Annotated in this window: 18 protein-coding genes and 2 pseudogenes; 5 read left to right on the top strand and 15 right to left on the bottom strand. The window is 71.2% G+C overall.

Annotated features, from left to right (window positions below; genetic code table 11):
- Window positions 1–75: 75 nt before the first annotated feature.
- A complete protein-coding gene (locus tag ACZ4XJ_RS23465; protein ID WP_468497220.1) occupies window positions 76–1,044 on the top strand; it encodes a glycosyltransferase family 2 protein in 969 nt (322 codons plus the stop codon).
- A gap of 63 nt (window positions 1,045–1,107) precedes the next feature.
- Here ACZ4XJ_RS23465 and ACZ4XJ_RS23460 read toward each other — a convergent pair whose 3' ends face one another.
- The 3 genes and pseudogenes from ACZ4XJ_RS23460 to ACZ4XJ_RS23450 form a co-directional block, all read right to left on the bottom strand.
- Window positions 1,108–2,334, bottom strand: a complete 1,227-nt coding sequence (locus tag ACZ4XJ_RS23460) for an ATP-grasp domain-containing protein (RefSeq protein ID WP_468497219.1) — start codon at window positions 2,332–2,334, stop codon at window positions 1,108–1,110.
- A gap of 107 nt (window positions 2,335–2,441) precedes the next feature.
- Window positions 2,442–4,037, bottom strand: a complete 1,596-nt coding sequence (locus tag ACZ4XJ_RS23455; protein WP_468497324.1) for an NnrS multi-domain protein — start codon at window positions 4,035–4,037, stop codon at window positions 2,442–2,444.
- A 216-nt stretch (window positions 4,038–4,253) separates the two neighbouring features.
- Window positions 4,254–4,739, bottom strand: a pseudogene (locus ACZ4XJ_RS23450) (2,3-diaminopropionate biosynthesis protein SbnB); the annotation flags it as partial.
- 453 nt (window positions 4,740–5,192) lie between these two features.
- Between ACZ4XJ_RS23450 and ACZ4XJ_RS23445 the strand changes: the two are divergent.
- Window positions 5,193–5,519 (top strand): annotated as a pseudogene (locus ACZ4XJ_RS23445) (MMPL family transporter); the annotation flags it as partial.
- A 1-nt stretch (window position 5,520) separates the two neighbouring features.
- Here the strand turns inward: ACZ4XJ_RS23445 and ACZ4XJ_RS23440 are convergent.
- The 3 genes from ACZ4XJ_RS23440 to ACZ4XJ_RS23430 all read right to left on the bottom strand — a co-directional run bounded on the left by ACZ4XJ_RS23440 (window position 5,521) and on the right by ACZ4XJ_RS23430 (window position 9,628).
- Window positions 5,521–5,661, bottom strand: coding sequence for a hypothetical protein (locus ACZ4XJ_RS23440; protein ID WP_362878022.1), 141 nt, complete (start codon window positions 5,659–5,661; stop codon window positions 5,521–5,523).
- Window positions 5,662–6,058: 397 nt separating this feature from the next.
- Window positions 6,059–7,390 carry a class I SAM-dependent RNA methyltransferase gene (locus ACZ4XJ_RS23435; protein WP_468497218.1) on the bottom strand — a complete coding sequence of 444 codons (1,332 nt, stop codon included), beginning with the start codon at window positions 7,388–7,390 and terminating at the stop codon, window positions 6,059–6,061.
- A 153-nt stretch (window positions 7,391–7,543) separates the two neighbouring features.
- Window positions 7,544–9,628 (bottom strand): APC family permease, encoded by a 2,085-nt coding sequence (locus ACZ4XJ_RS23430; RefSeq protein WP_468497217.1) that lies wholly within the window; start codon window positions 9,626–9,628, stop codon window positions 7,544–7,546.
- A 198-nt stretch (window positions 9,629–9,826) separates the two neighbouring features.
- Here ACZ4XJ_RS23430 and ACZ4XJ_RS23425 point away from each other — a divergent pair, with 198 nt between their 5' ends.
- Window positions 9,827–10,495, top strand: a complete 669-nt coding sequence (locus ACZ4XJ_RS23425; protein WP_362878019.1) for a potassium channel family protein — start codon at window positions 9,827–9,829, stop codon at window positions 10,493–10,495.
- On the top strand, window positions 10,492–11,154 hold the full coding sequence (locus tag ACZ4XJ_RS23420) for a potassium channel family protein (RefSeq protein ID WP_362878018.1): 663 nt from the start codon (window positions 10,492–10,494) through the stop codon (window positions 11,152–11,154). Before ACZ4XJ_RS23425 ends, ACZ4XJ_RS23420 begins: the two co-directional genes overlap by 4 nt.
- Before the next feature lie 127 nt (window positions 11,155–11,281).
- Here ACZ4XJ_RS23420 and ACZ4XJ_RS23415 read toward each other — a convergent pair whose 3' ends face one another.
- The 7 genes from ACZ4XJ_RS23415 to ACZ4XJ_RS23385 form a co-directional block, all read right to left on the bottom strand.
- Entirely contained in the window at window positions 11,282–12,010 is a 729-nt protein-coding gene (locus ACZ4XJ_RS23415; RefSeq protein ID WP_362878017.1) for a DUF3159 domain-containing protein, read from the bottom strand.
- A 2-nt stretch (window positions 12,011–12,012) separates the two neighbouring features.
- The gene (locus ACZ4XJ_RS23410) at window positions 12,013–12,432 is read right to left on the bottom strand and encodes an OB-fold nucleic acid binding domain-containing protein (RefSeq protein WP_362878016.1); all 420 of its coding nucleotides are present in this window, start codon (window positions 12,430–12,432) and stop codon (window positions 12,013–12,015) included.
- A gap of 24 nt (window positions 12,433–12,456) precedes the next feature.
- Window positions 12,457–13,143, bottom strand: coding sequence for a response regulator (locus ACZ4XJ_RS23405; RefSeq protein WP_362878015.1), 687 nt, complete (start codon window positions 13,141–13,143; stop codon window positions 12,457–12,459).
- Window positions 13,140–15,743, bottom strand: a complete 2,604-nt coding sequence (locus ACZ4XJ_RS23400) for a DUF4118 domain-containing protein (protein WP_468497216.1) — start codon at window positions 15,741–15,743, stop codon at window positions 13,140–13,142. The genes ACZ4XJ_RS23405 and ACZ4XJ_RS23400 overlap by 4 nt, the downstream gene beginning before the upstream one ends.
- 184 nt (window positions 15,744–15,927) lie before the next feature.
- On the bottom strand, window positions 15,928–16,710 hold the full coding sequence (locus ACZ4XJ_RS23395) for a DUF3710 domain-containing protein (RefSeq protein ID WP_362878013.1): 783 nt from the start codon (window positions 16,708–16,710) through the stop codon (window positions 15,928–15,930).
- Window position 16,711: 1 nt separating this feature from the next.
- Window positions 16,712–17,257 carry a dUTP diphosphatase gene (gene dut, locus ACZ4XJ_RS23390; protein WP_362878012.1) on the bottom strand — a complete coding sequence of 182 codons (546 nt, stop codon included), beginning with the start codon at window positions 17,255–17,257 and terminating at the stop codon, window positions 16,712–16,714.
- Entirely contained in the window at window positions 17,257–17,841 is a 585-nt protein-coding gene (locus ACZ4XJ_RS23385) for a PaaI family thioesterase (RefSeq protein WP_362878011.1), read from the bottom strand. The genes dut and ACZ4XJ_RS23385 overlap by 1 nt, the downstream gene beginning before the upstream one ends.
- A 58-nt stretch (window positions 17,842–17,899) precedes the next feature.
- Between ACZ4XJ_RS23385 and ACZ4XJ_RS23380 the strand changes: the two genes are divergently transcribed.
- Window positions 17,900–18,370 (top strand): DUF3093 domain-containing protein, encoded by a 471-nt coding sequence (locus ACZ4XJ_RS23380; protein ID WP_362878010.1) that lies wholly within the window; start codon window positions 17,900–17,902, stop codon window positions 18,368–18,370.
- Window positions 18,371–18,401: 31 nt separating this feature from the next.
- Here ACZ4XJ_RS23380 and ACZ4XJ_RS23375 read toward each other — a convergent pair whose 3' ends face one another.
- Entirely contained in the window at window positions 18,402–19,334 is a 933-nt protein-coding gene (locus tag ACZ4XJ_RS23375; RefSeq protein WP_362878009.1) for a hypothetical protein, read from the bottom strand.
- A 10-nt stretch (window positions 19,335–19,344) separates the two neighbouring features.
- Window positions 19,345–19,641 (bottom strand): DUF4193 domain-containing protein, encoded by a 297-nt coding sequence (locus tag ACZ4XJ_RS23370; RefSeq protein WP_362878008.1) that lies wholly within the window; start codon window positions 19,639–19,641, stop codon window positions 19,345–19,347.
- Between the last annotated feature and the right edge of the window lie 374 nt (window positions 19,642–20,015).

The following is a 20,015-nucleotide window of genomic DNA, read 5'->3' as shown; positions in this document are numbered from 1 at the left end:
CCAAGACCGCTTCACCCGGGGAGGGTTGACGCTCCTGTGGTTAGATGACGCCCCACGAGTCGAGGAGTGTCGTAAATGGCCAGGGTCAGCGTCTGCGTGCCGGTGTACAACCGCCCGCAGGAGGTGGAGCGAGCGGTGCGGAGCGCCCTCGAACAGACCTTTAGCGACATTGAAGTCATCGTCGTCGACAACGCGAGCACCGACTCCACGTGGGATGTCATCACCAAATTGGCCACATCTGATCCGCGTGTCCGGGCATACCGGAACGATTCCGTGATATCGCGGGTGCGGAACTGGCGCCGGGCCGTGGAACTCGCCGAGGGCGAATACGTCAAGCTGCTCTTCTCCGACGACTGGATCTCCCCCGAGGCCGTCGCCCGCTCGGTGGAGGTCCTCGACCGCGAGCCCCGCACCGGCTTCGTCTTCACGGCGATGACATGGCACTACCAGGAGCCCGAAACCTGCTACCGGCGGCAGGAGGGGCCCATGGACTCCCTCGAGTTCCTGATCCGCTCCGCCACCGTCGAGGACCAGGTACCGGTCAGCGCCTCCTGCACCCTCGCCCGGCGCGCCGACCTGCTCGACGCCTTCGAGGAGGTACTCCCCAACCGGCTGCCGTTCGACTTCAGTCACGGGCTCGGCCTCGACGGCACCCTCCTGTGGCGCATCGCGGACCGCTACCGGTACGTCCACCACCTCGCCGCCGACCTCGCGCACTCCGCCGACCCGCACGCCGGCGAGCCCAACACGCGCCAGCAGATCGGCGCGGAGCAGCACGAGATGATGTGGTGGGCCTACCGCAACGCCTTCGCCCAGACCCTGCTGGCCTCGCGCCGGCCCGCCACCCACCTGCGCGCCCTGCGCGCGGCCCTCCTGGTCTCCTGCGTCCCGCTGCGCCCGACGCCCACCGCCCGCCGCAACTTCCGCCTCTTCCGCACGATGCTCCCGACCACGTGGTGGCGCGTCACCCCCTGGGCCGCCCCGGTCCGCCCCCTGGTGACCCGCCGGCTGCGCGACCCCTTGGACCCGACGATCCCGCTGTAGGGGGCGGGGGGAGCTCCGGTCGACGCCGCAGCCGGCCCGGGTGCGGGCCGAGTGCGGCGTCGACTACACGTACTCCAACACGATCGCGGCATCGACGGCCGCGACCGTCTCCCGCAGCGCCGCGTGGTCGGCGACGGCCCCGTGCACCGTGCCGAGATGGCCCTCCGTACCGGCCCGCCAGTGCAGTTCCCGACCCGCTTCGGCATCCACCTTGACCTGCCAGACCCCTTCCAGCGCGGCCACCTCGTCCAGCCCGCGCACCCCCGCGAGGGTCTGCCCGCCCTCCGTCGCCGGCGGGGTCACGAAGTACACGAACTCGACGCCGCCGAAGGACGGTTCCGGCACCTCCAACGGCATCCCGAGCGCCGCCCGCAGCGCGGCCCGCAGCAGGTCGAAGCGGGCCGACCTCCGCAACAGGGCGCCGACGTAGCCGCCCATCCGACCGTTGACCTCGATCAGGCGCGGCCCGTCGGGCGTCAGCTTGATCTCCACGTGCGTCACGCCGTCGGTGATGCCGAGCCCCCGCACGGAGGCCTCCGTCAGCGCGTACACCTCCCGCTCCAGCTCGCCCGACAGACAGGCCGGCTGAAACATGCCGGTCTCCCGGAACGGCTCGGCGAGCGGCAACTTCCCCGTCACGCACACGTGGCGCAGCACGCCGCCCGAACTGACCGACTCCACCGACACGTAGTCCCCGAACCCCGGCCCGGCCGCCCCCGGATCCCCGGCCAGGAACTCCTCCACCACGAACTCCGCTTCCCCGCCCGCCAGGAACCGACCCGCCCGCTCCATCGCCTGCTCGTGGGTGTCGACCCGACAGGTGTCCACGCTCCCGGCGCCGCTCCGCGGCTTGATCACCGCCGGCAGCCCGACCTCGGCCAGGGCCCCCGGCACCTCCTCCACGACCCTCACGGCCACGCACCGCGTCGACTGCACCCCGGCCTCCCGCAGCCGCGCCCGCTGTCGCTCCTTGTCGACGAGCCCCTCGACGACCTCCGGGCTGTGAAACACCAACCCGCAGGCCGCGGCCAACTCCGCCGTCCACGCCAGCCGGTACTCGCTGAAGGTCGTGATCCCCTCGACGCCCAACTCGGCGAGCGCCTTGGCCCGTTTCTCCGCCCCGAGCCCGGAGACGTCCAACACCTCACCCACCTCCCCGAGCCCCGTCGCGACCCCCGCGTCGTCACAAACAAACACCACACCACACAACTTGCGTGCGGAGGCCAGCACTTCAACGGCGCTGGCGGAACCCCGGTCGAACACCACGGCAAGCAAAGGAAGTCTGCGCATCCCCCCACGCTACGCGTCCCCGTCCGAGGCCCGTCAGTCGAGCGCGACGGGGGCCCCGACCGCGGCCACGCCGTCCAACGCCCCGGCCCCGGGGACCGCAGGGTGGGTCAGTCCCCCTTGGGCAGGCTCGCGTAGGAGAACGCGCACCGGACCCGACCGTCCCCCGCGGGCACGAGGCGTACCTGTTCCGCCGGCATCTGGAGCGCCTTGCCCGCCGGCTCGTCCCACAGCGACACCGTTCCCCCGGCCTCGCCGAACGAGACGTACGGCCGCTCAGGGTTGAGGGTGCCGCCCCGGCTGCTGAGTTTCGCCGCGGGGACGGTCGGCTCCACGCACATCCACTCCGGCTCCACGCCGAAGTAGGAGGGCAGGTCCGCCTTCTGCGCCGCGGCGGCGCGCAGGTCCTTCACCGCGTCGCCCGCCGAGTCCAACGCCCAGAGCCCGCACAACACCACCACCACCGCCTGAGTGACGACGTACAGGGGGACCCCGAGCCGCTCGATGGGGCTGACGATCGGCGCGTGCACGTGCTTCGCGATGCCCCACACCGCCGGTACGAACAGGATGAAGCTCAGCAGGCTCAGGAGCTTCAACGCCGAAGCGGCCTGCCAGATCGCGGGGACATCGAGGTCATCGGGGGTCACATCGAGACTGTCCGCGTACATTGCGTGCATCACCGACCCGGAGGCCACCACGCAGGACGCCACGAGCGCGAACGCCACCGGCGCCGCCCAGGCGAGCCATTCGCCCCACGTCCACTGGCGGACCAACAGCCAGATTCCCCCGGTCGTCGCCGCGACGGCGACGACCGACACTATCTGCACGGGAGTCCAGCCCCGCCTGTCCCCCATGTCCGCGCCGAAGGCGACGGCGAGGAGGAACCCCGCTGCGGCGCCCCACACCAGGAGGCTCCCCGCGCGGCCCCCGGCCGCGAACACGCCGTGCGCGAGTCGGGCGCCCCGGACAAGACACCACGCCGCGAGGCCCGACCACACCCACGTCCGCACCCCATCGTGCTGCCGGGCGACCACGGCACAGAAGATCATGGCGAGGGTCCAGGCCATCACGCGCGCCGTGCGACGGTGCTGGTCCTCTTCGCGACGCATCACGATGTGCGGGCGCTCCCGGCCGTACTGCGCCCTCACGTCGGTGTCGGCGTCGTGGGCGGAACCGCCGGGCAGCGTCATGCGGGAGAGCCGGCGAGCCTCCGAGGCCGTGCCCGTCACCACCGTTCCGGTGTCGCGCCGGCCGCGCCCCTCCGAGAATCGAGCACGTGCCACCGCCCCGGCGCGGCGCAGTCGTTCCGTCGGTGTCACCGGCCTCGGAACCGGTACCCGGCTCGGCCTGCCGGCCACCGTATGCGCGCGCCAGCCGGTCAGTTGCTCCCGATCCCGGTCCATCGGATCACTGCGCCGGGCGTACATCTCCAGCTTGGCCGCCCGGGCCAGCCGCTGCACCTGCCAGACGGCCGCCTGCTCGGTACGCCGATTGCGCGCCCCGAAGAACCGTACCTCGACGCAGTACAGCCGGGCCGGGACGTCCGCGCTCAGGACACCCCGCGACGCGCCCTCGCCCCGCGCGAAGGAATCGACGACGGGCCAGCCCCGCAGCTCGAACCCCCGCTCCGCCTCGTCCCAGTCGCGCCGCTCCCCCCGCACCTCGACGAGCACCAACACCCGCTGGTCATAACGCTTCCCCGGCATCAGCTCCCCCTCCCCACCCCACAAGAATCCCTCAGCCCACCCGACGCACCAAACAGCCGCCGCCGCGACGTCGCACCCGGACGTGGACGGCTGACCGGGCCCCTGCGCCACGGCGGGGCGGTTCAGCCGAAGGTGACGGGGCCGGTGCGGCCCTCCAGGAGGTCCACCGTGGAGTGCAGGTCTTGAGCTGCTCAGGGGCGTCGACGATGGGCACGTCTCAGCCCCCCGACCCGTAGCGGCTGAGCTCAGGCAGTGGTCGACGTCGCCGATGATATTGGTCAAGGCCAGCAGGATCTCCGGCGACAGGTCCCTCAGGCAGACGTGCAGCACCAGCGGGTTGTGGTCGAACCACGCGGGATCCGTGACGTGGGGGACCCCGGCACCATCGCGAAGACCACCAGGTCGGACCCGCGGATCAGCTCCTCGGCCCGGTCGTGCGGGGTGGCTTCCTCGGCTCCGACGTCCAGCCCGTGGCGGCGAGGTAGGTGGACGTAGCGCGCGATGAGGCGGACGCCGAGGAAGCCGACCCTGCGGGGGCGACCGTGGTGCCGGGTGAAAGCATCCGCCTCGAGGGCCGCGGAGGCCGCCGTGCGGGCGGCGCTGATGATCGAGGACTCAGGACACGCGATCGGATACCCGGTGCCCTGGTCGTTGAGCAGCGGTACGGCAGGCCCGGGGTATTCCCGCGGCACTCGGACCAGGCCGCTGCGTGTGCGAAATCCTCTCGCCCCCGCCCCGGGGAACCGGAAATTCGGACCGCCGCAGGTCAGTCGACATGGGTTAAACCCTGGATATCAACCAGTCGTGGCGCATTCGTCCATCGAATACCTCCATATGGAGCTTCACCGCGCCGGACGGAAATGGCGCCGCAGGGCTTGCCGCTCAGTGGTGCTCGAGCACCCGCTCCGGCCGCGGGGACGCGACCGTCCGGCGCCGGTGGTACGCGAGGGCCGAGACCGCCAGGAACGGGGCCCCGGAGTTCCGGGGTGTCTGTCAACAACCTGTCGGCAACCAAGCTCGGATCCTTCAATTCCGTCCCATCGCCCAAGACTTGGCGCCCAGCATTGTGCCGCTGCCGCCCTGACAACGGGCGGCCAATGGTGCTGACCTGCCGCGAACCCGCGGCTTCGCACCCAATCCACTTCCAAAGGCCCCCAGCAGGAGACTCCGGCAGCCATCGTGGTCTTCCAGCGCAACGACGGCGCCGCACTGACGGATGCCGACAAGGCCACCGTCGCGAAGATCACCGGAGACCTTCAGACCAAACGGTACGAGACCCTGAGGAACGTCGCGACCTCGCCCGAGGCGGTTTCCAAGGACGGGAAGACGACCCTCGCGACGGTCGTCTCCGCCGAGGACCCGGCGGCCGAAGCCGGTCTGGAGTCGATCCGCCAGCTGCGCTCGGAGGGCAAGGACCAGCTCCGGGGCAGCGAGCCGAAGATGGGTGTCACGGGCCCCGCGGCCCTGACCATCGACGCCTGACCTAGGTGGTGAAGCTGCCGCACTGGCGCACCGGGTCGACCTCGAACAACGACCGGAACACGAAGTGCTTGTCGGTATGGCCGCACACCACCAGATCCGGCGACACGGACTCGATGACCAGGGGCCCGAACTTGCGCCCCACCGCCAGGTGGACCGGCCGGCCGTAGTTCCGTTCCTGGGAGCCGAACCCGAAGGGAGACCGAGCCCCCGGTCGCGTACCGACAGCACGAGATCGAGCCACCGCGGGGCCGACTCCAGGACCAGTGAACAGAAACGGGGCGCGTCCCTCGGTTCCGGGAGCGCGACACCGTACTTGTCGATGTAGTCGATGCGGCCGAGGTGGTTGGGCGTCATGGCGGCCGTCGGGGCCACCAACAGCGGAAAAGCCGTCTCCCGCACCCGGGCTGCAGCCCGGGTGCGGGAGACGGCTTTTCGTACTGACGATCCATCAGAGAACGCTTCGTGTGCGTCAACCGGGCGTCACGACATCACCCTCAACGCGCACAGCGCACATCGTGCGCACTGCTCCACCCTGCAGCTCAGGCGTCCTTGGCCACGCGCTCCAGGATCGCCACGCACTCCACGTGGTGCGTCATCGGGAAGAGGTCGAAGGCGCGGAGGGTGCGGGGCTTGTAGCCCGCCTCGGCGAAGTACGCCAGGTCGCGGGCCAGGGCCGCCGGGTCGCAGGCGACGTACGCGATGCGGCGCGGGGAGAGGCCGGCGACCTGGCGGACCGTCTGCTTGCCGGCGCCGGCGCGGGGCGGGTCGAGGACGACGAGGTCGCACTCGGTGATGCCGGTCTTCGGGAGGATCTGCTCGACCTTGCCCTGCTCGATGCGTACCCGGGGGAAGTCCGCCAGGTTGTGGCGGGCGTCCTCCACGGCGCGCTTCGTGGACTCGATGCCGAGCACGGCGCCCGTTTCGCCGAGGCGCTCCGCGAGGGCGCCCGCGAAGATGCCGACGCCGCAGTAGAGGTCGAGGGCCATCTCGCCCTTGCGCGGCATCAGGCCCTGCATGACGGCCTTGATCAGGGTGTCGGCGGCCTGCGGGTGGACCTGCCAGAAGCCGCCCATGCCGACGCGGTAGGTGCGGCCGTCGGCGCGCTCGCGCACGAAGGGGCGGCCGTGGACGCGGTGGACGCCGCCGTCCTTCTCCTCGACGCGCAGCACCGAGACGGGCTTGTCCAGCTCCACGAGGGGGAGACGGCCGCCGGGGCGGGGGGTCAGGACGACCTGACGGTCCTGGGAGCCGGTCGCCGCGATGGCCTCCACCGACGCCATCTGCGGCCAGTCCTGCTTCTCGATGCCGAGTTCCGAGACCCCGGCCGCCGCGATCATGCAGTGGTCGATCAGCTCGATGTCGTGCGAGCGGTGCTTGCGCAGGCCGGCGTTGCCGTCGTCGTCGATCGCGAACTGGACGCGGGTGCGCCACTGCGGGACCTCGCCGGCCGGGAGCTTGTCGCCCTCGGCGGGCATGACGGTGCCGTCCCAGCCGGCGTCCTCCGGGGTGAGCCCGGCGAGGCGCAGCAGCTGTTCGGCGATGACATCGCCCTTGAGGCGGCGCTGGGCGCCCGGCTTGGCGTGCTGCCAGTCGCAACCGCCGCACTTGCCGGGGCCGGCGTACGGGCAGGGGGCCGCGACGCGGTCCTTGGAGGCGTCCAGCACGGTGATGGCGTCGGCGCGCAGGAAGCGGGAGTCGACGTCGCCCTCGGTGACCTTCGCGATGACCTTCTCGCCCGGCAGGGTGTGGCGGACGAACAGGACCCGGCCGTCCGCGTTGCGCGCGATGCAGTGGCCTCCGTGCGCGACGGGCCCGACCTCGACCTCGAACTCCTCCCCGACCAGTGACTGCTTCTCGTTCTGCTCGGTCATGGTGGGGAGGCTCCAGGAGATCAAGGGAAGGCAAAAGGAAAACGGCCGGACGACTGACCCACCAGTTTACGTGGATCTCGTCCGGCCGTTCACCACCGGCGCCGGGCCCCCGTCGCCGCTACTTCACCACCGGCGCCAGGCCCCCCGCCGCCGCTACTTCCCCGCCGAGTCCTTCGACCGCGGCGACCGCGGCGGCTTCGGCGGCCGGGGCGGTCGGGGCGTGTCGACCGGTCCGCGGCGGACGGCGCCCGGGGCGTTCCATTCCTGCCGCTTCTTGGCCCGCCGCTTCGCCAGCTCGGAGGACTCCAGCTGGTAGGGCACGGAGGTGACCATCACGCCCGGCGTGAACAGCAGCCGGCCCTTGAGCCGCAGCGCGCTCTGGTTGTGGAGCAGGTGCTCGTACCAGCGGCCGACGACGTACTCCGGGATGTAGACGCTGACGGCGTCGCGCGGGTTCTCGCTGCGCAGGCCCTTCACGTACTCGACGACCGGCCGGGTGATCTCGCGGTACGGCGAGTCGAGGATCTTCAGCGGGACGTTGATCCCGCGCCGATCCCACTCGGTGCGCAGGGCCTTCGTCTCGACGGGGTCGACGCTGATGCTCAGCGCTTCGAGGGTGTCGGAGCGGGTCAGCTTGGCGAAGGCGAGGGCGCGCAGCGTGGGCTTGTGGACCTTGGAGACCAGGACGATGGAGTGGACGCGCGAGGGGCGGACGCTGTCGTCGCTGGGGCCTTCGGCCGCCGCGATCTCGGCGGAGACCCGGTCGTAGTGCTTGCGGATCGCGGTCATCGTTCCGTAGAAGATCACCATGCCCAGCAGGGCGACCCAGGCGCCGTGGGTGAACTTCGTGGCGAGGACGACGACCAGCACCATGCCGGTGAAGAAGGCGCCGAAGGTGTTGATGGCCCGGGAACGGTGCATCCGGCGGCGGGCGGCGACGTCGCGCTCGGTGCGCAGGTGGCGGTTCCAGTGCCGGACCATGCCGATCTGGCTCAGCGTGAAGGAGACGAAGACTCCGACGATGTAGAGCTGGATGAGCTTGGTGGAGTCGGCGTCGTAGAGCCACACCAGCAGCATGGCGGCGCCCGCGAGCAGGACGATGCCGTTGGAGAAGGCGAGCCGGTCGCCGCGGGTGTGCAGTTGGCGCGGCAGGTACCGGTCCTGGGCGAGGATCGAGCCGAGCAGCGGGAAGCCGTTGTAGGCGGTGTTGGCGGCCAGGAAGAGGACGAGCGCGGTCGCCGCCGCCAGGACGATGAACAGGAAGCTGCCCTCGCCGAAGACGGCTTCGCCGACCTGGGAGATCACCGGGTGCTGGACGTAGTCGGAGCCGACCGGGACGCCGTCCTGGAGGAGGTCGGCGGCGGGGTTCTCCGCCATCCGCACGTTGCTGGCCATGGCCAGGCCGATGATGCCGCAGAACATCGTGACGGCCAGGGCGCCCATCAGGGCCAGGGTGGTGGCCGCGTTCTTGCTCTTGGGCTTGCGGAAGGCGGGGACGCCGTTGCTGATGGCCTCGACGCCGGTGAGCGCGGCGCAGCCGGAGGAGAAGGCGCGCAGCAGCAGGAAGACGAGGGCGAATCCGGCGAGTCCCTGGTGCTCGGGTTTGATCTCCAGATCGGCCGTGGGCGCCTTCATGGTCTCGTCGAGGACGATGCCCCGGTAGGCGCCGTAGGCGATCATGACGAAGACGGCGCCGACGAAGATGTACGTCGGAATCGCGAAGAGGTTTCCGGATTCTTTGACTCCGCGCAGATTCATCAGCGTGAGCAACAGAATCATGACCATCGCCGAGAGCACCTTGTGCTCGATGACGAAATCGACGGCCGAGCCGAGGTTCTCGACTCCGGAGGAGATCGACACGGCCACGGTGAGGACGTAGTCGACGAGCAGGGCGCTCGCCACGGTGAGGCCGGCCTTGGGTCCGAGGTTGGTGTTGGCCACCTCGTAGTCGCCGCCCCCGCTGGGGTACGCGTGGACGTTCTGCCGGTAGGAGGCGACCACGGTGAACATCAGGACGACGACGGCGGCCGCGATCCAGGGGCTGAAGTGGTACGCCGACACACCCGCGATCGACAGGACCAGCAGCACTTCACCGGGGGCATATGCCACGGAGGACAGCGGGTCGGATGCGAACACGGGCAGGGCGATCCGCTTGGGGAGGAGCGTTTCCCCGAGGCGGTCGCTGCGTAGCGCCCGGCCGATCAGGATCCGTTTGGGCACGTCGGTCAGTTTGGACACGCAGAGGATCGTAAGCGTTCGAAATCGGGCTGACGAACCCCCCGCCCGTTCTCGGGGCAATGAGGCACCGCCTGGACCCCAAATGGTCACACTGGTGACCGCCCGTGTGTAGCTTGGCCCATGGTCTGAGACCCTGTTTAGCCAGAGCATGCAATGAGGCTGGAAACCAGCGAGTCGCTGTCAGCCGGAAGGACGGCCGTGCACATCGTCATCATGGGCTGCGGAAGAGTGGGCTCTGCCCTCGCGCAGACCCTGGAACAGCAGGGGCATACGGTCGCCGTCGTCGACCAGGACCCCACCTCATTCCGCCGGCTCGGAGCATCGTTCGGCGGCCGTCGCGTCACCGGTGTCGGCTTCGACCAGGACACGCTGCGAGAGGCCGGGATCGAGGACGCGGGAGCCTTCGCGGCGGTCAGCAGTGGTGACAATTCCAACATCATCGCCGCGCGCGTGGCCCGCGAGATGTTCGGCGTCGAGAACGTCGCCGCCCGCATCTACGACCCCAAGCGCGCCGAGGTCTACCAGCGGCTCGGCATCCCCACCGTCGCGACCGTACGGTGGACCGCCGATCAGATGCTGCGCCGGCTGCTGCCGTCGGGTGCCGAACCCCTGTGGCGCGACCCGAGCGGCGGTGTGCAGCTCGCCGAGGTGCACACCTCCGCCGCGTGGATCGGGCACAAGGTCAGCCGGCTCCAGGAGGAGACCGGCGTCCGCGTCGCGTTCCTCACCCGGCTGGGCGAGGCCATGCTGCCGACTTCACAGACCGTCCTCCAGGAGGGCGACCTCGTCCACGTGATGATGCGTACGGACGAGATCGACAAGGTGGAGGCGGCCTTCGCCGAGGGGCCTGAGGAGGCACACGCATGAGGGTCGCGATCGCCGGAGCCGGCGCCGTGGGTCGTTCCATCGCGGGCGAGCTGCTGGAGAACGGCCACGAGGTGCTCCTCGTGGACAAGGCACCGACCGCCATCTCCGTGGAGCGGGTGCCGCAGGCCGAATGGCTGCTGGCCGACGCCTGCGAGATCACCTCGCTCGACGAGGCCGCGCTGCAGCGCTGCAACGTGGTCATCGCCGCCACCGGTGACGACAAGGTCAACCTCGTCGTCTCCCTGCTCGCCAAGACCGAGTACGGGGTCCCCCGGGTCGTGGCGCGCGTCAACAACCCGAAGAACGAGTGGCTCTTCAACGAGTCCTGGGGCGTCGACGTGGCCGTCTCCACGCCCCGCCTGATGTCCGCCCTCGTCGAGGAGGCCGTCAGCGTCGGTGATCTGGTGCGGCTGCTGCGCTTCAGCCACGGCGACGCCAACCTGGTCGAGCTGACCCTGCCCCCGGACTCCTCGGTCGCGGGCACCCAGATCGGCGAGATCACCTGGCCCGAGGACACCTCGCTCGTCACCATCATCCGCGGCAACCGGGTCCTCACCCCGCACGGCGAGGAAACCCTGGAGCCCGGAGACGAACTGCTGTTCGTCGCGGCGCAGGCCCGCGAGGAACAGCTGGAGGACCTCCTCCAGGCCCGGAACTAGGAACCGGGGCCGGGGAACCCGAACCCGCGTACGCCGAAGGGGCGGAGCAGCCGGTCGGCCGCTCCGCCCCTTCGGCGACGGTCGGCCGCTCCGCCCCTTCGGCGTACACCCGCGGTGCGGGGCCGCGTCAGACCCCGCGTTCGCGCGCCGCCTTGGCCGCCTTCTCGGCGGCCTCCTCGGCCTCGTACTCGGCGATGACGTCGATCGGCGGCGGCGCCTTCGCCAGGAACAGCCAGGTGAAGTAGACGGCCAGCACCATCGGCGGGAGTTTGAGCGCGATCAGGACCCAGCCCAGCTGGGTCGCGTCGCCCCACCAGTACAGCGGGAAGAGGATCGCGTACTTGGCCAGGAAGATCAGGCCCCAGGCCAGGCTGGCCTTCGTGTACGCCTTCTTGCGCCCGGGGTTGCGGGTGCGCCAGGACAGGTTCTCCTTGAAGACCGGTCCGAGCATGACGCCGAGCAACGGGAAGCCGGCCAGCGCGGAGACGGTGAACGCGACGCCGAGACCGGCGCCGTAGATCATGCCGGGCAGGTAGAAGCCCTTGGCGTCGCCCGTGAACAGGGCGAAGGCCACGCCCACGCCGACGCCGAAGACGCCGCTGAAGGCGTGCTTGACGGTGTCCTTGCGCAACAGCCGCACGACCACGAGGAGGACCGCGACCGCGCCCGCCGCGATGGCGGACGACTTCACGTCCTTGTTGATCGTGTAGATCATGACGAACAGCAGGCCGGGGAGCATCGTCTCCACGGTCCCGCGGATGCCGCCGAAGGCGTCGAACAGCGCCGCCTGCGTCACGGCCTTCTGGTCGTCCCCCACCGGGCCCTCGGGCGTGGTGGGCTTGTCGAGTGACGTCACCGTCAGTGCTCCTGTCCGAGCGGTCGGAGTTCGTACTTCGGGTTGAAGAGCACCCGGCGCCCATGACTCATCGAGATCCGCCCGGAGGCGATCATGCGCCGCCCGGGCTCGATTCCCACGATCGAGCGACGTCCGAGCCACACCACGTCCAGCGCGGCCGAGCCGTCGAACAGTTCCGCTTCCAGTGCGGGCACTCCCGCGCGCGGCCTCAGGGTGACGGTCCGCAGGGTGCCCGTCACCTTGACTATCTGGCGGTCGTGGCAGTCGCAGATCCGCGTGCACCCAGCCGCTTCTGCGTCCTCCTGCAGCTCCGCCGAATGCAGCTCCTCCTGGGAGGTGGACAGCCGCTCCATCATCCGGCGGAACCGGCCCGCCGGCCTGGCCGGCTTCTGGGGCTTGTCTGGACGCGGTTCAGCACTCATACGGGAAGCCTACCGGCGCCCCCGCTACCTCTCGAAGCGGTATCCCATGCCCGGCTCGGTGATGAAGTGCCGCGGGTGCGAGGGGTCGGCCTCCAGCTTGCGGCGCAGTTGGGCCATGTAGACCCGCAGGTAGTTGGTCTCCGTGCCGTAGGAGGGCCCCCAGACCTCCTGGAGGAGCTGCTTCTGGCTGACCAGCTTCCCGCCGTTGCGGACCAGCACCTCCAGCAGGTGCCACTCGGTGGGGGTCAGGCGTACGTCGCGCCCCGCGCGCACCGCCTTCTTGGCGGCGAGGTCGACGGTGAACCCCTCGGTCCGCACGATCACCTCGTCCCCGCCCGCGCCGGCCGCGGGTTCGGCCCGGCGGACGGCGGCGCGCAGCCGCGCCAGCAGTTCGTCCATGCCGAAGGGCTTGGTGACGTAGTCGTCGGCGCCCGCGTCGAGGGCCTCGACCTTCTCGTCGGAGGTGTGGCGGGCGGAGAGCACGAGGATCGGCACCCGGGTCCAACCGCGCAGCCCCCTGATCACCTCGATCCCGTCCATGTCGGGCAGCCCGAGGTCGAGGACGACCACGTCGGGGTGGCGGGCGGCGGCGAGCTCCAGGGCTCCCGCGCCGTCGGAGGCGGCGTCGACCTCGTAGCGACGCGCCTTGAGGTTGATCACGAGGGCCCGGACGATCTGCGGTTCGTCGTCCACCACGAGCACCCGGGTCATCGGGGTCCTGCTTTCTGTCGTTCGGGGTCGGCTGCCGGGTCCACACGCGGGGATCCGGCCCGGGTCGCGGCCGGCGGGCCGTCGGGCGGCGGCCGGTCCCGGCCGGCCGCGCGCAGGGTGAGCACCATCGTCAGCCCGCCGCCGGGGGTGTCCTCGGCGGCGAGGCTGCCGCCCATGGCCTCGGCGAAGCCCCGGGCGACGGCGAGGCCGAGGCCCACGCCGGCGCCGCGGGGGGCGTCCCCGTAGCGCTGGAAGGGGGCGAAGATGCGGTCCTTGGCCTCGTCGGGGACCCCCCGGCCGCGGTCGACGACCCGTACCTCGACCCGGTCGCCGAGGAAACTGGCGGCGACGAGCACGGGCTGCCCGACCGGGCTGTACTTGACGGCGTTCTCCACCACGTTGGCCACGGTCCGCTCCAGCAGCCCCGGGTCCACCGCCACCATGGGCAGGGTCTCGGGCACGTCGAGCAGCACGCTGTCCTCCGGTACGCCGCCCAGCGCCATCGGGACCACCTCGTCGAGGTCGATCTCGCGGATCAGCGGGGTCACCGTCCCGGTCTGGAGCCGGGACATGTCGAGCAGGTTGCCCACCAGGTGGTCGAGCCGGTCGGCGCCGTCCTCGATGCCCTCCAGCAGTTCCGCCCGGTCCTCCTCGGACCACTCGACGTCGTCGGAGCGCAGGGAGCTGACGGACGCCTTGATGGAGGCGAGCGGCGTGCGCAGGTCGTGGCTGACGGCGGCGAGCAGCGCGGTACGGATCCGGTTGCCCTCGGCGAGCCGGCGGGCCTCCTCGGCCTCTCCGACGAGCCGCTGGCGGTCCAGTACGACGGCGGCCTGGGCGGCGAAGGCGCCGAGCACCCGGCGGTCCTCCGCGGGCAGGACCCGCCCGGACAGGGCCAGTGCCATGTGGTCCCCGATCGGCATGTCCACGTCGGCGTCCTCGGGCCGGGCCGCCGGGTTGGGTCCGACGCTGCCGGCCCGGGTCCAGGGTTCGACGTCGCCCTGCCGCTCCAGCAGCGCGACGGACTCCATCGCGAAGGTCTCCCGTACCCGCTCCAGCAGCGCCCCCAGGGCGGTCTCGCCGCGCAGCACGCTCCCGGCGAGGAAGGAGAGGATCTCGGACTCGGCGCGCAGCCGCGCGGCCTGGTGGGTGCGCCGGGCGGCCAGGTCAACGACGGAGGCGACGGACACGGCGACTCCGAAGAACACCGCGATGGCCATGATGTTGCGGGGGTCGGCGACGGTGAGCCGGTGCAGCGGCGGGGCGAAGAACCAGTTCAGCAGCAACGAGCCGATGGCGGCGGAGGCGAGGGCCGGCCACAGGCCGCCGAGCAGCGCGGACGCCACGGTCAGCGCCAGGAACAGCAGCATGTCGTTGGCGAGGCCGGGATCGGTGTCGATGTGCGTGAGCAGGAGGCACAGGAGGACCGGGCAGAGCGCCCCGACCAGCCAGCCGGCCACGATGCGGGGCCTGCCGAGGCGGGCCGCCGAGCGGACGACGGGCAGTCCGCGCCCCTTGGCGACCTCCTCGTGGGTGACGATGTGGACGTCCAGGTCGGGACCCGAGTCGCGGGCCACGGTGGCACCGACTCCGGGACCGAGGACGTACTGCCAGGCCTTGCGGCGGCTGGAGCCGAGGACGATCTGGGTGGCGTTGACCCCGCGGGCGAAGGCGAGGAGGCCGTCGGGGACGTTGTCCCCGATCACATGGTGAAACGTTCCGCCAAGGTCCTCGACCAAGGTCCGCTGAACCGCGAGTTCCTTCGGGGAGGCGGAGGTCAGGCCGTCGCTGCGGGCGATGTAGACGGCGAGGATCTCGCTGCCGGAGCCCTTCGCCGCCACCCGGGAGGCGCGACGGATCAGCGTGCGCCCCTCCGGCCCGCCGGTGAGCCCGACGACGATCCGCTCGCGCGCCTGCCAGGTGGAGCGGATGTCGTGCTCGCCCCGGTACTGCTGGAGGTACTCGTCGGCCCGGTCGGCCACCCACAGCAGCGCGAGTTCGCGCAGCGCCGTGAGGTTGCCGGGGCGGAAGTAGTTGGACAGGGCCGCGTCGACCTTGTCGGGCTTGTATATGTTCCCGTGCGCCATCCGCCGGCGCAGGGCCTGCGGGGACATGTCGACGAGCTCGACCTGGTCGGCCCGCCGCACCACCTCGTCCGGCACCGTCTCCCGCTGCCGGACGCCCGTGATCGCCTCGACCACGTCCCCGAGGGACTCCAGGTGTTGGATGTTGACCGTGGACACCACGTCGACGCCGGCCCGCAGCAGCTCCTCGACGTCCTGCCAGCGCTTGGCGTTGCGGGAGCCGGGCACGTTGGTGTGCGCCAGTTCGTCCACCAGCGCCACGGCGGGTCGGCGGGCGAGCAGCGCGTCCACGTCCATCTCCGTGAAGGCGGCGCCGCGGTGGAGCAGCTCCCGGCGCGGGACCTGTTCGAGGCCGTGCAGCATGACCTCGGTGCGCGGTCGCCCGTGGTGCTCGACGAAGCCGACGACGCAGTCGCCGCCCCGCTCCACCCGGCGGTGGCCCTCCGAGAGCATGGCGTACGTCTTGCCCACGCCGGGCGCCGCGCCGAGATAGATCCTGAGCCTGCCGCGTCCCATGCGCCCATTCTCGGGGACGTCACCGCTGTTCACGCACCGATGGGCCGCCGTGCGCCCATCCCTGACGCATCCCTGACGCGCGCCCGCCCGCCGCCGCGGGCGCCGGCGGTGGCCGAAAACGCGCGCGGGCGGGCCCGCCCCCCGAAGGGAGCGCGACCCGCCCGCCGGCGGACTGCTCGTGGGATCAGCGGACCTCGGTGATCTCCGGGCCGCGCTCCAGCTGGCCCATGCCGCCGGAGAAGCGGGAGCCCTCCTGGTCCTCGGCGGTCTGCACGCCGTCCGGCACCATCTGGGCGTCGTTCGGCAGCTTCAGGACGATCGGGTCACGGGGGGCCATCGGGCCGTCGCCGCGCAGCACCACGGTGTCCCGGAAGATCTGCTCCAGCACACCGGCCGACTCGGGGCGCACCGCGCCCTGGCCGGAGATGACACCGCGCAGGAACCAGCGGGGACCGTCGACGCCGATGAATCGCACCAGCTGGGCGCCGGTCTGGCCGTCCGGCAGGGGTACGGGCACCTGCGCCCGCAGTTCCCAGCCGAGGGGGCCCTGGACCTCGTCGATGATGCCGCCCTGCTGGGTGATGCCCGTGGCGATCTCGTCACGGACCTCGCCCCAGATGCCCTCCTTCTTGGGGGCGGCGAAGGCCTGCAACTGCACCGCGCTGTCCCCGAGGACGACGGTGGCGGCCACGATCGCGTCACCGGCGACCTCGACGCGCAGTTCCATGCCCTCGACACCGGGCACGAGGATGCCGCCCAGGTCGACGCGGCCGTCGGCCGGGTCGCCGAGCACCTCGGCGACGTCCCACGGGCCGTCGGGCCGCGGGGCCGGCGGCAGGTTCATCCTGCGCGGCTTGGCGGAGCCGAGCTCGTCGGCGTCGTCCGGCTCATCGGCGCGCACGCCGTCGACCTGCTCGGCCGCGCCGCCGTCCTTGACGGAGTCGTTCTTCTTGCGACGTCCGAACACGTCACTGTCCTTCCCGGTCGGTTACGACCGAAGCGTAGCCATTCCCACCCTGCTGACCAGCGCCGGATCCGGCCACGGCCGCATGACCGCCGGTGGAGCCGAACCCCCCGTCGGCCCGGGCCGAGCCGGGAAGCTCCTCCACCTCGTGGAAGCGCACCTTCTCGACCCGCTGGACAACCAGCTGGGCAATGCGGTCGAAACGCTCGAACCTGACGCTCTCGCGAGGGTCGAGATTGACCACGATCACCTTGATTTCCCCACGGTACCCGGCATCCACCGTCCCCGGGGCATTCACGAGCGCGAGCCCGCAGCGGGCGGCCAGGCCGGAGCGGGGGTGGACGAACGCGGCGTACCCATCGGGCAGGGCGATCGAGACACCGGTGGGCAGGACGGTCCGCTCGCCGGGCGCCAGTTCCGCGGCCACGGTGGTGACCAGGTCGCAGCCCGCGTCACCGGGGTGGCCGTAGGCGGGCAGGGGCACCTCGGGGTCGACCCTGCGGATCAGCACGTCGACGTCATGGCGGGGCGCATGGGTGTTCTGGGACATCAGGGGTTCACCTCGAAGGCGCGTGCGCGCCTGACCTGGTCCGGGTCGGCCATCGCCGCCCGGATCTCCTCGGGCCGACCGTTGTCGATGAAGTGGTCGACCTTCACTTCGATGAAGAGGGCGTCCGCCCGGACCGCGATCGGGCCCTGCGGGCCGCCGATCCGGCCGACGGCCGTGGAGTAGATCTTCCGCCCGGCCACGGCGGTGACCTCCGCCTCCAGGTGCAGCACGGTGTCCACGGGGACGGGCCGCAGGAAGTCGGTCTCCAACCGGCCGGTGACGGCTATGAGCCGCAGCAGCCAGTTCAGGGAGCCCAGCGTCTCGTCGAGCGCGGTGGCCAGCACGCCGCCGTGGGCGAGGCCGGGCGCGCCCTGATGAGCGGGACGGACGGTGAACTCGGCGGTGACGCGTACGCCCTCGCCGGCGCGGGCCTCCAGGTGGAGGCCGTGCGGCTGTCCGCCGCCGCAGCCGAAACAGTGTTCGTAGTGCGCGCCGAGGAGCTCGCCGGGTGCCGGCGCGTCGGGGTGCCGGACCGGTGCGGCGGCATCGGCCGGGGGCGTCAACGCTGTGTTTCGTCCACTCACAGCCGCAGACCTTACCCGCGCGGCTACCCGCCGGTCGCCTCGTGGCAGGCTTGCCCGTATGCAGCTCTCCCCCGCGCACCACGACGAACGCCTGTCCGCTCCCCGCTCCTGGTGGGGCATCGTCGTGCTGGCGGGCCTCGCGTGCGCGCTGATGCTCTTCCCGCTCGGGACGACGCCGCTGCTCGCGGGGCTGATCGGCGGCTCGGCGCTGACGGGCCTGCTGGTGAGTTCGTACGGTTCCGCGCGCGTGCGCGTGGTGAACGGTTCGCTGGCGGCGGGCACCGCCCGGATCCCGGTGAGCGCTCTGGGCGAGCCCGAGGTCCTGGACGCGGAGGAAGCCCGCGCCTGGCGCACGTACAAGGCCGACACCCGCGCGTTCATGCTGATGCGCAGCTACGTGCCGACGGCGGTCCGCGTCGAGGTGACGGACCCGGCGGACCCGACCCCGTACGTCTACCTCTCCACCCGGGAGCCTCAGGCCCTGTCGGCGGCGATCCGGGCGGCGAAGGCGGCCCCCGCCGGGGCCTGAACGCGGGGGCCGGCGCCCTCGGGGGCCGGCCTCAGTCGTCGCCGCGTGCCGGGGGGCCTTCCAGTGCGATCCTGGCGGCCTCGGGAAGGGGCCCGGAGGGCCGTTCCAGGGGCGGCAGGGCCGGGAGGGCACTCCAGGGCACGGCGCGACCGCGCAGGTCCCCACGCACCTTCTCGGCGAGCTTCCTAGTGTCCTTGCGGTTCATGACGGCGCCGACGGCGGCGCCCACCATGAAGGGCATCAGGTTCGGCAGGTTGCGGAACATCCGCTTCATGATCTGTTGGCGCAGTTCGCGCTTCATCTGACCGCCCAGCGCCACGTTGAGCGTCGTCGGCTTGGTCAGGTCCACCCCGCGCTCCTCCGTCCACGACGTGAGGTAGGCGAGGCTGCGCTCCTTCAGGTTCCCCGGCGGGCGGAGTCCGTAGACCTCGTGGAGTTCGGCGATGAGCTTCAGCTCGATCACCGCCACGCCGGTGATCTCCGCGGCCAGCTCCGCCGGCATGGCGGGCGGAACCGGCAGCATCGCCGCGGCGCCGATGCCCGCGCCCACGGTGGACGTGGCGTTGGCGGCGCCGGCGATCAGCTTGTCGGCGAGCTGATCGGGACCGAGGTCCGGGAACTGCGCGCGCAGTGTCGCGAGGTCCCGCACCGGAACGCGCGGGGCGTTCTCGATGATCCGGTCGCTGATGTACAGGGCGGCGGCCTTCACGCTCTCGCCGCCCCTGCGCACGCCGTTCCTGACGGCCTGCACCGGACGCACCCCGGACAGGTGCCGGGGCTTGTCGTCGACGTCCGTGTCCGACGGCACCGCGGGGGCGGTGTCGCTGGGCACGGCAGTCCTCTCGATGGCCGAGCCGCCGGAGGCCCCAGGGCCCGTTACCGGGTCCGTGGCTGCCGCCTGCGTCTCCGCCTGACCGCCAGATTTACGGAAGCGTCGCTTCCGAAACGGCGTCGAGCCCGTCACGGCCGAGGCCTCAGTCGCAGTCGCGGCAGATCGGCTGACCGTTCTTCTCGCGCGCCAGCTGACTGCGGTGGTGCACCAGGAAGCAGCTCATGCAGGTGAACTCATCGGCCTGCTTGGGCAGCACCCGGACGGCCAGTTCCTCGTTGGAAAGGTCCGCGCCGGGCAGTTCGAGGCTCTCGGCCCCGTCGAAGTCGTCGACGTCGACGACTGACGAGGACTTCTCGCTGCGCCGGGCCTTCAGCTCCTCGATGCTGTCGTTGTCGACGTCGTCATCGGTCTTGCGCGGGGTGTCGTAGTCCGTTGCCATTTTTTCGCTCTCCCCCTCTGGGATTTAGCGGTGTCTCAGCGCACGTAACGCGCGAGAGGCCGGACTTGTGCCCGACCTGAGGCGGAGATTTTGCCTCACATCAAGGTCTGTTACTCAATCGACACCCAGCCGCACGCCCGAAGGGCTTGTAGCTGGGATGACGAGCGGGACCGTACACGGTCCGGGGGGCGTCATGCACAAACGCCACCCCGTGTGATTCCCGCCATCAGGGGGGCCGGAAACCCGGACTTCCCGGGCTTTCCGGCCGCCTCGGGGTCACTGAACGCACATGACCCGACACTCGACAATGTGATCGATCACACAACTACCGTCCACCATCCTCCCGGGTGGTTCCGCTCACAGCGAACGCACCC

It is taken from the genome of Streptomyces sp. NPDC029836 (assembly GCF_055574495.1).
The sequence above is the reverse complement of the archived record's forward strand: the minus strand, read 5'-3'. Positions and strand labels throughout refer to the sequence as shown.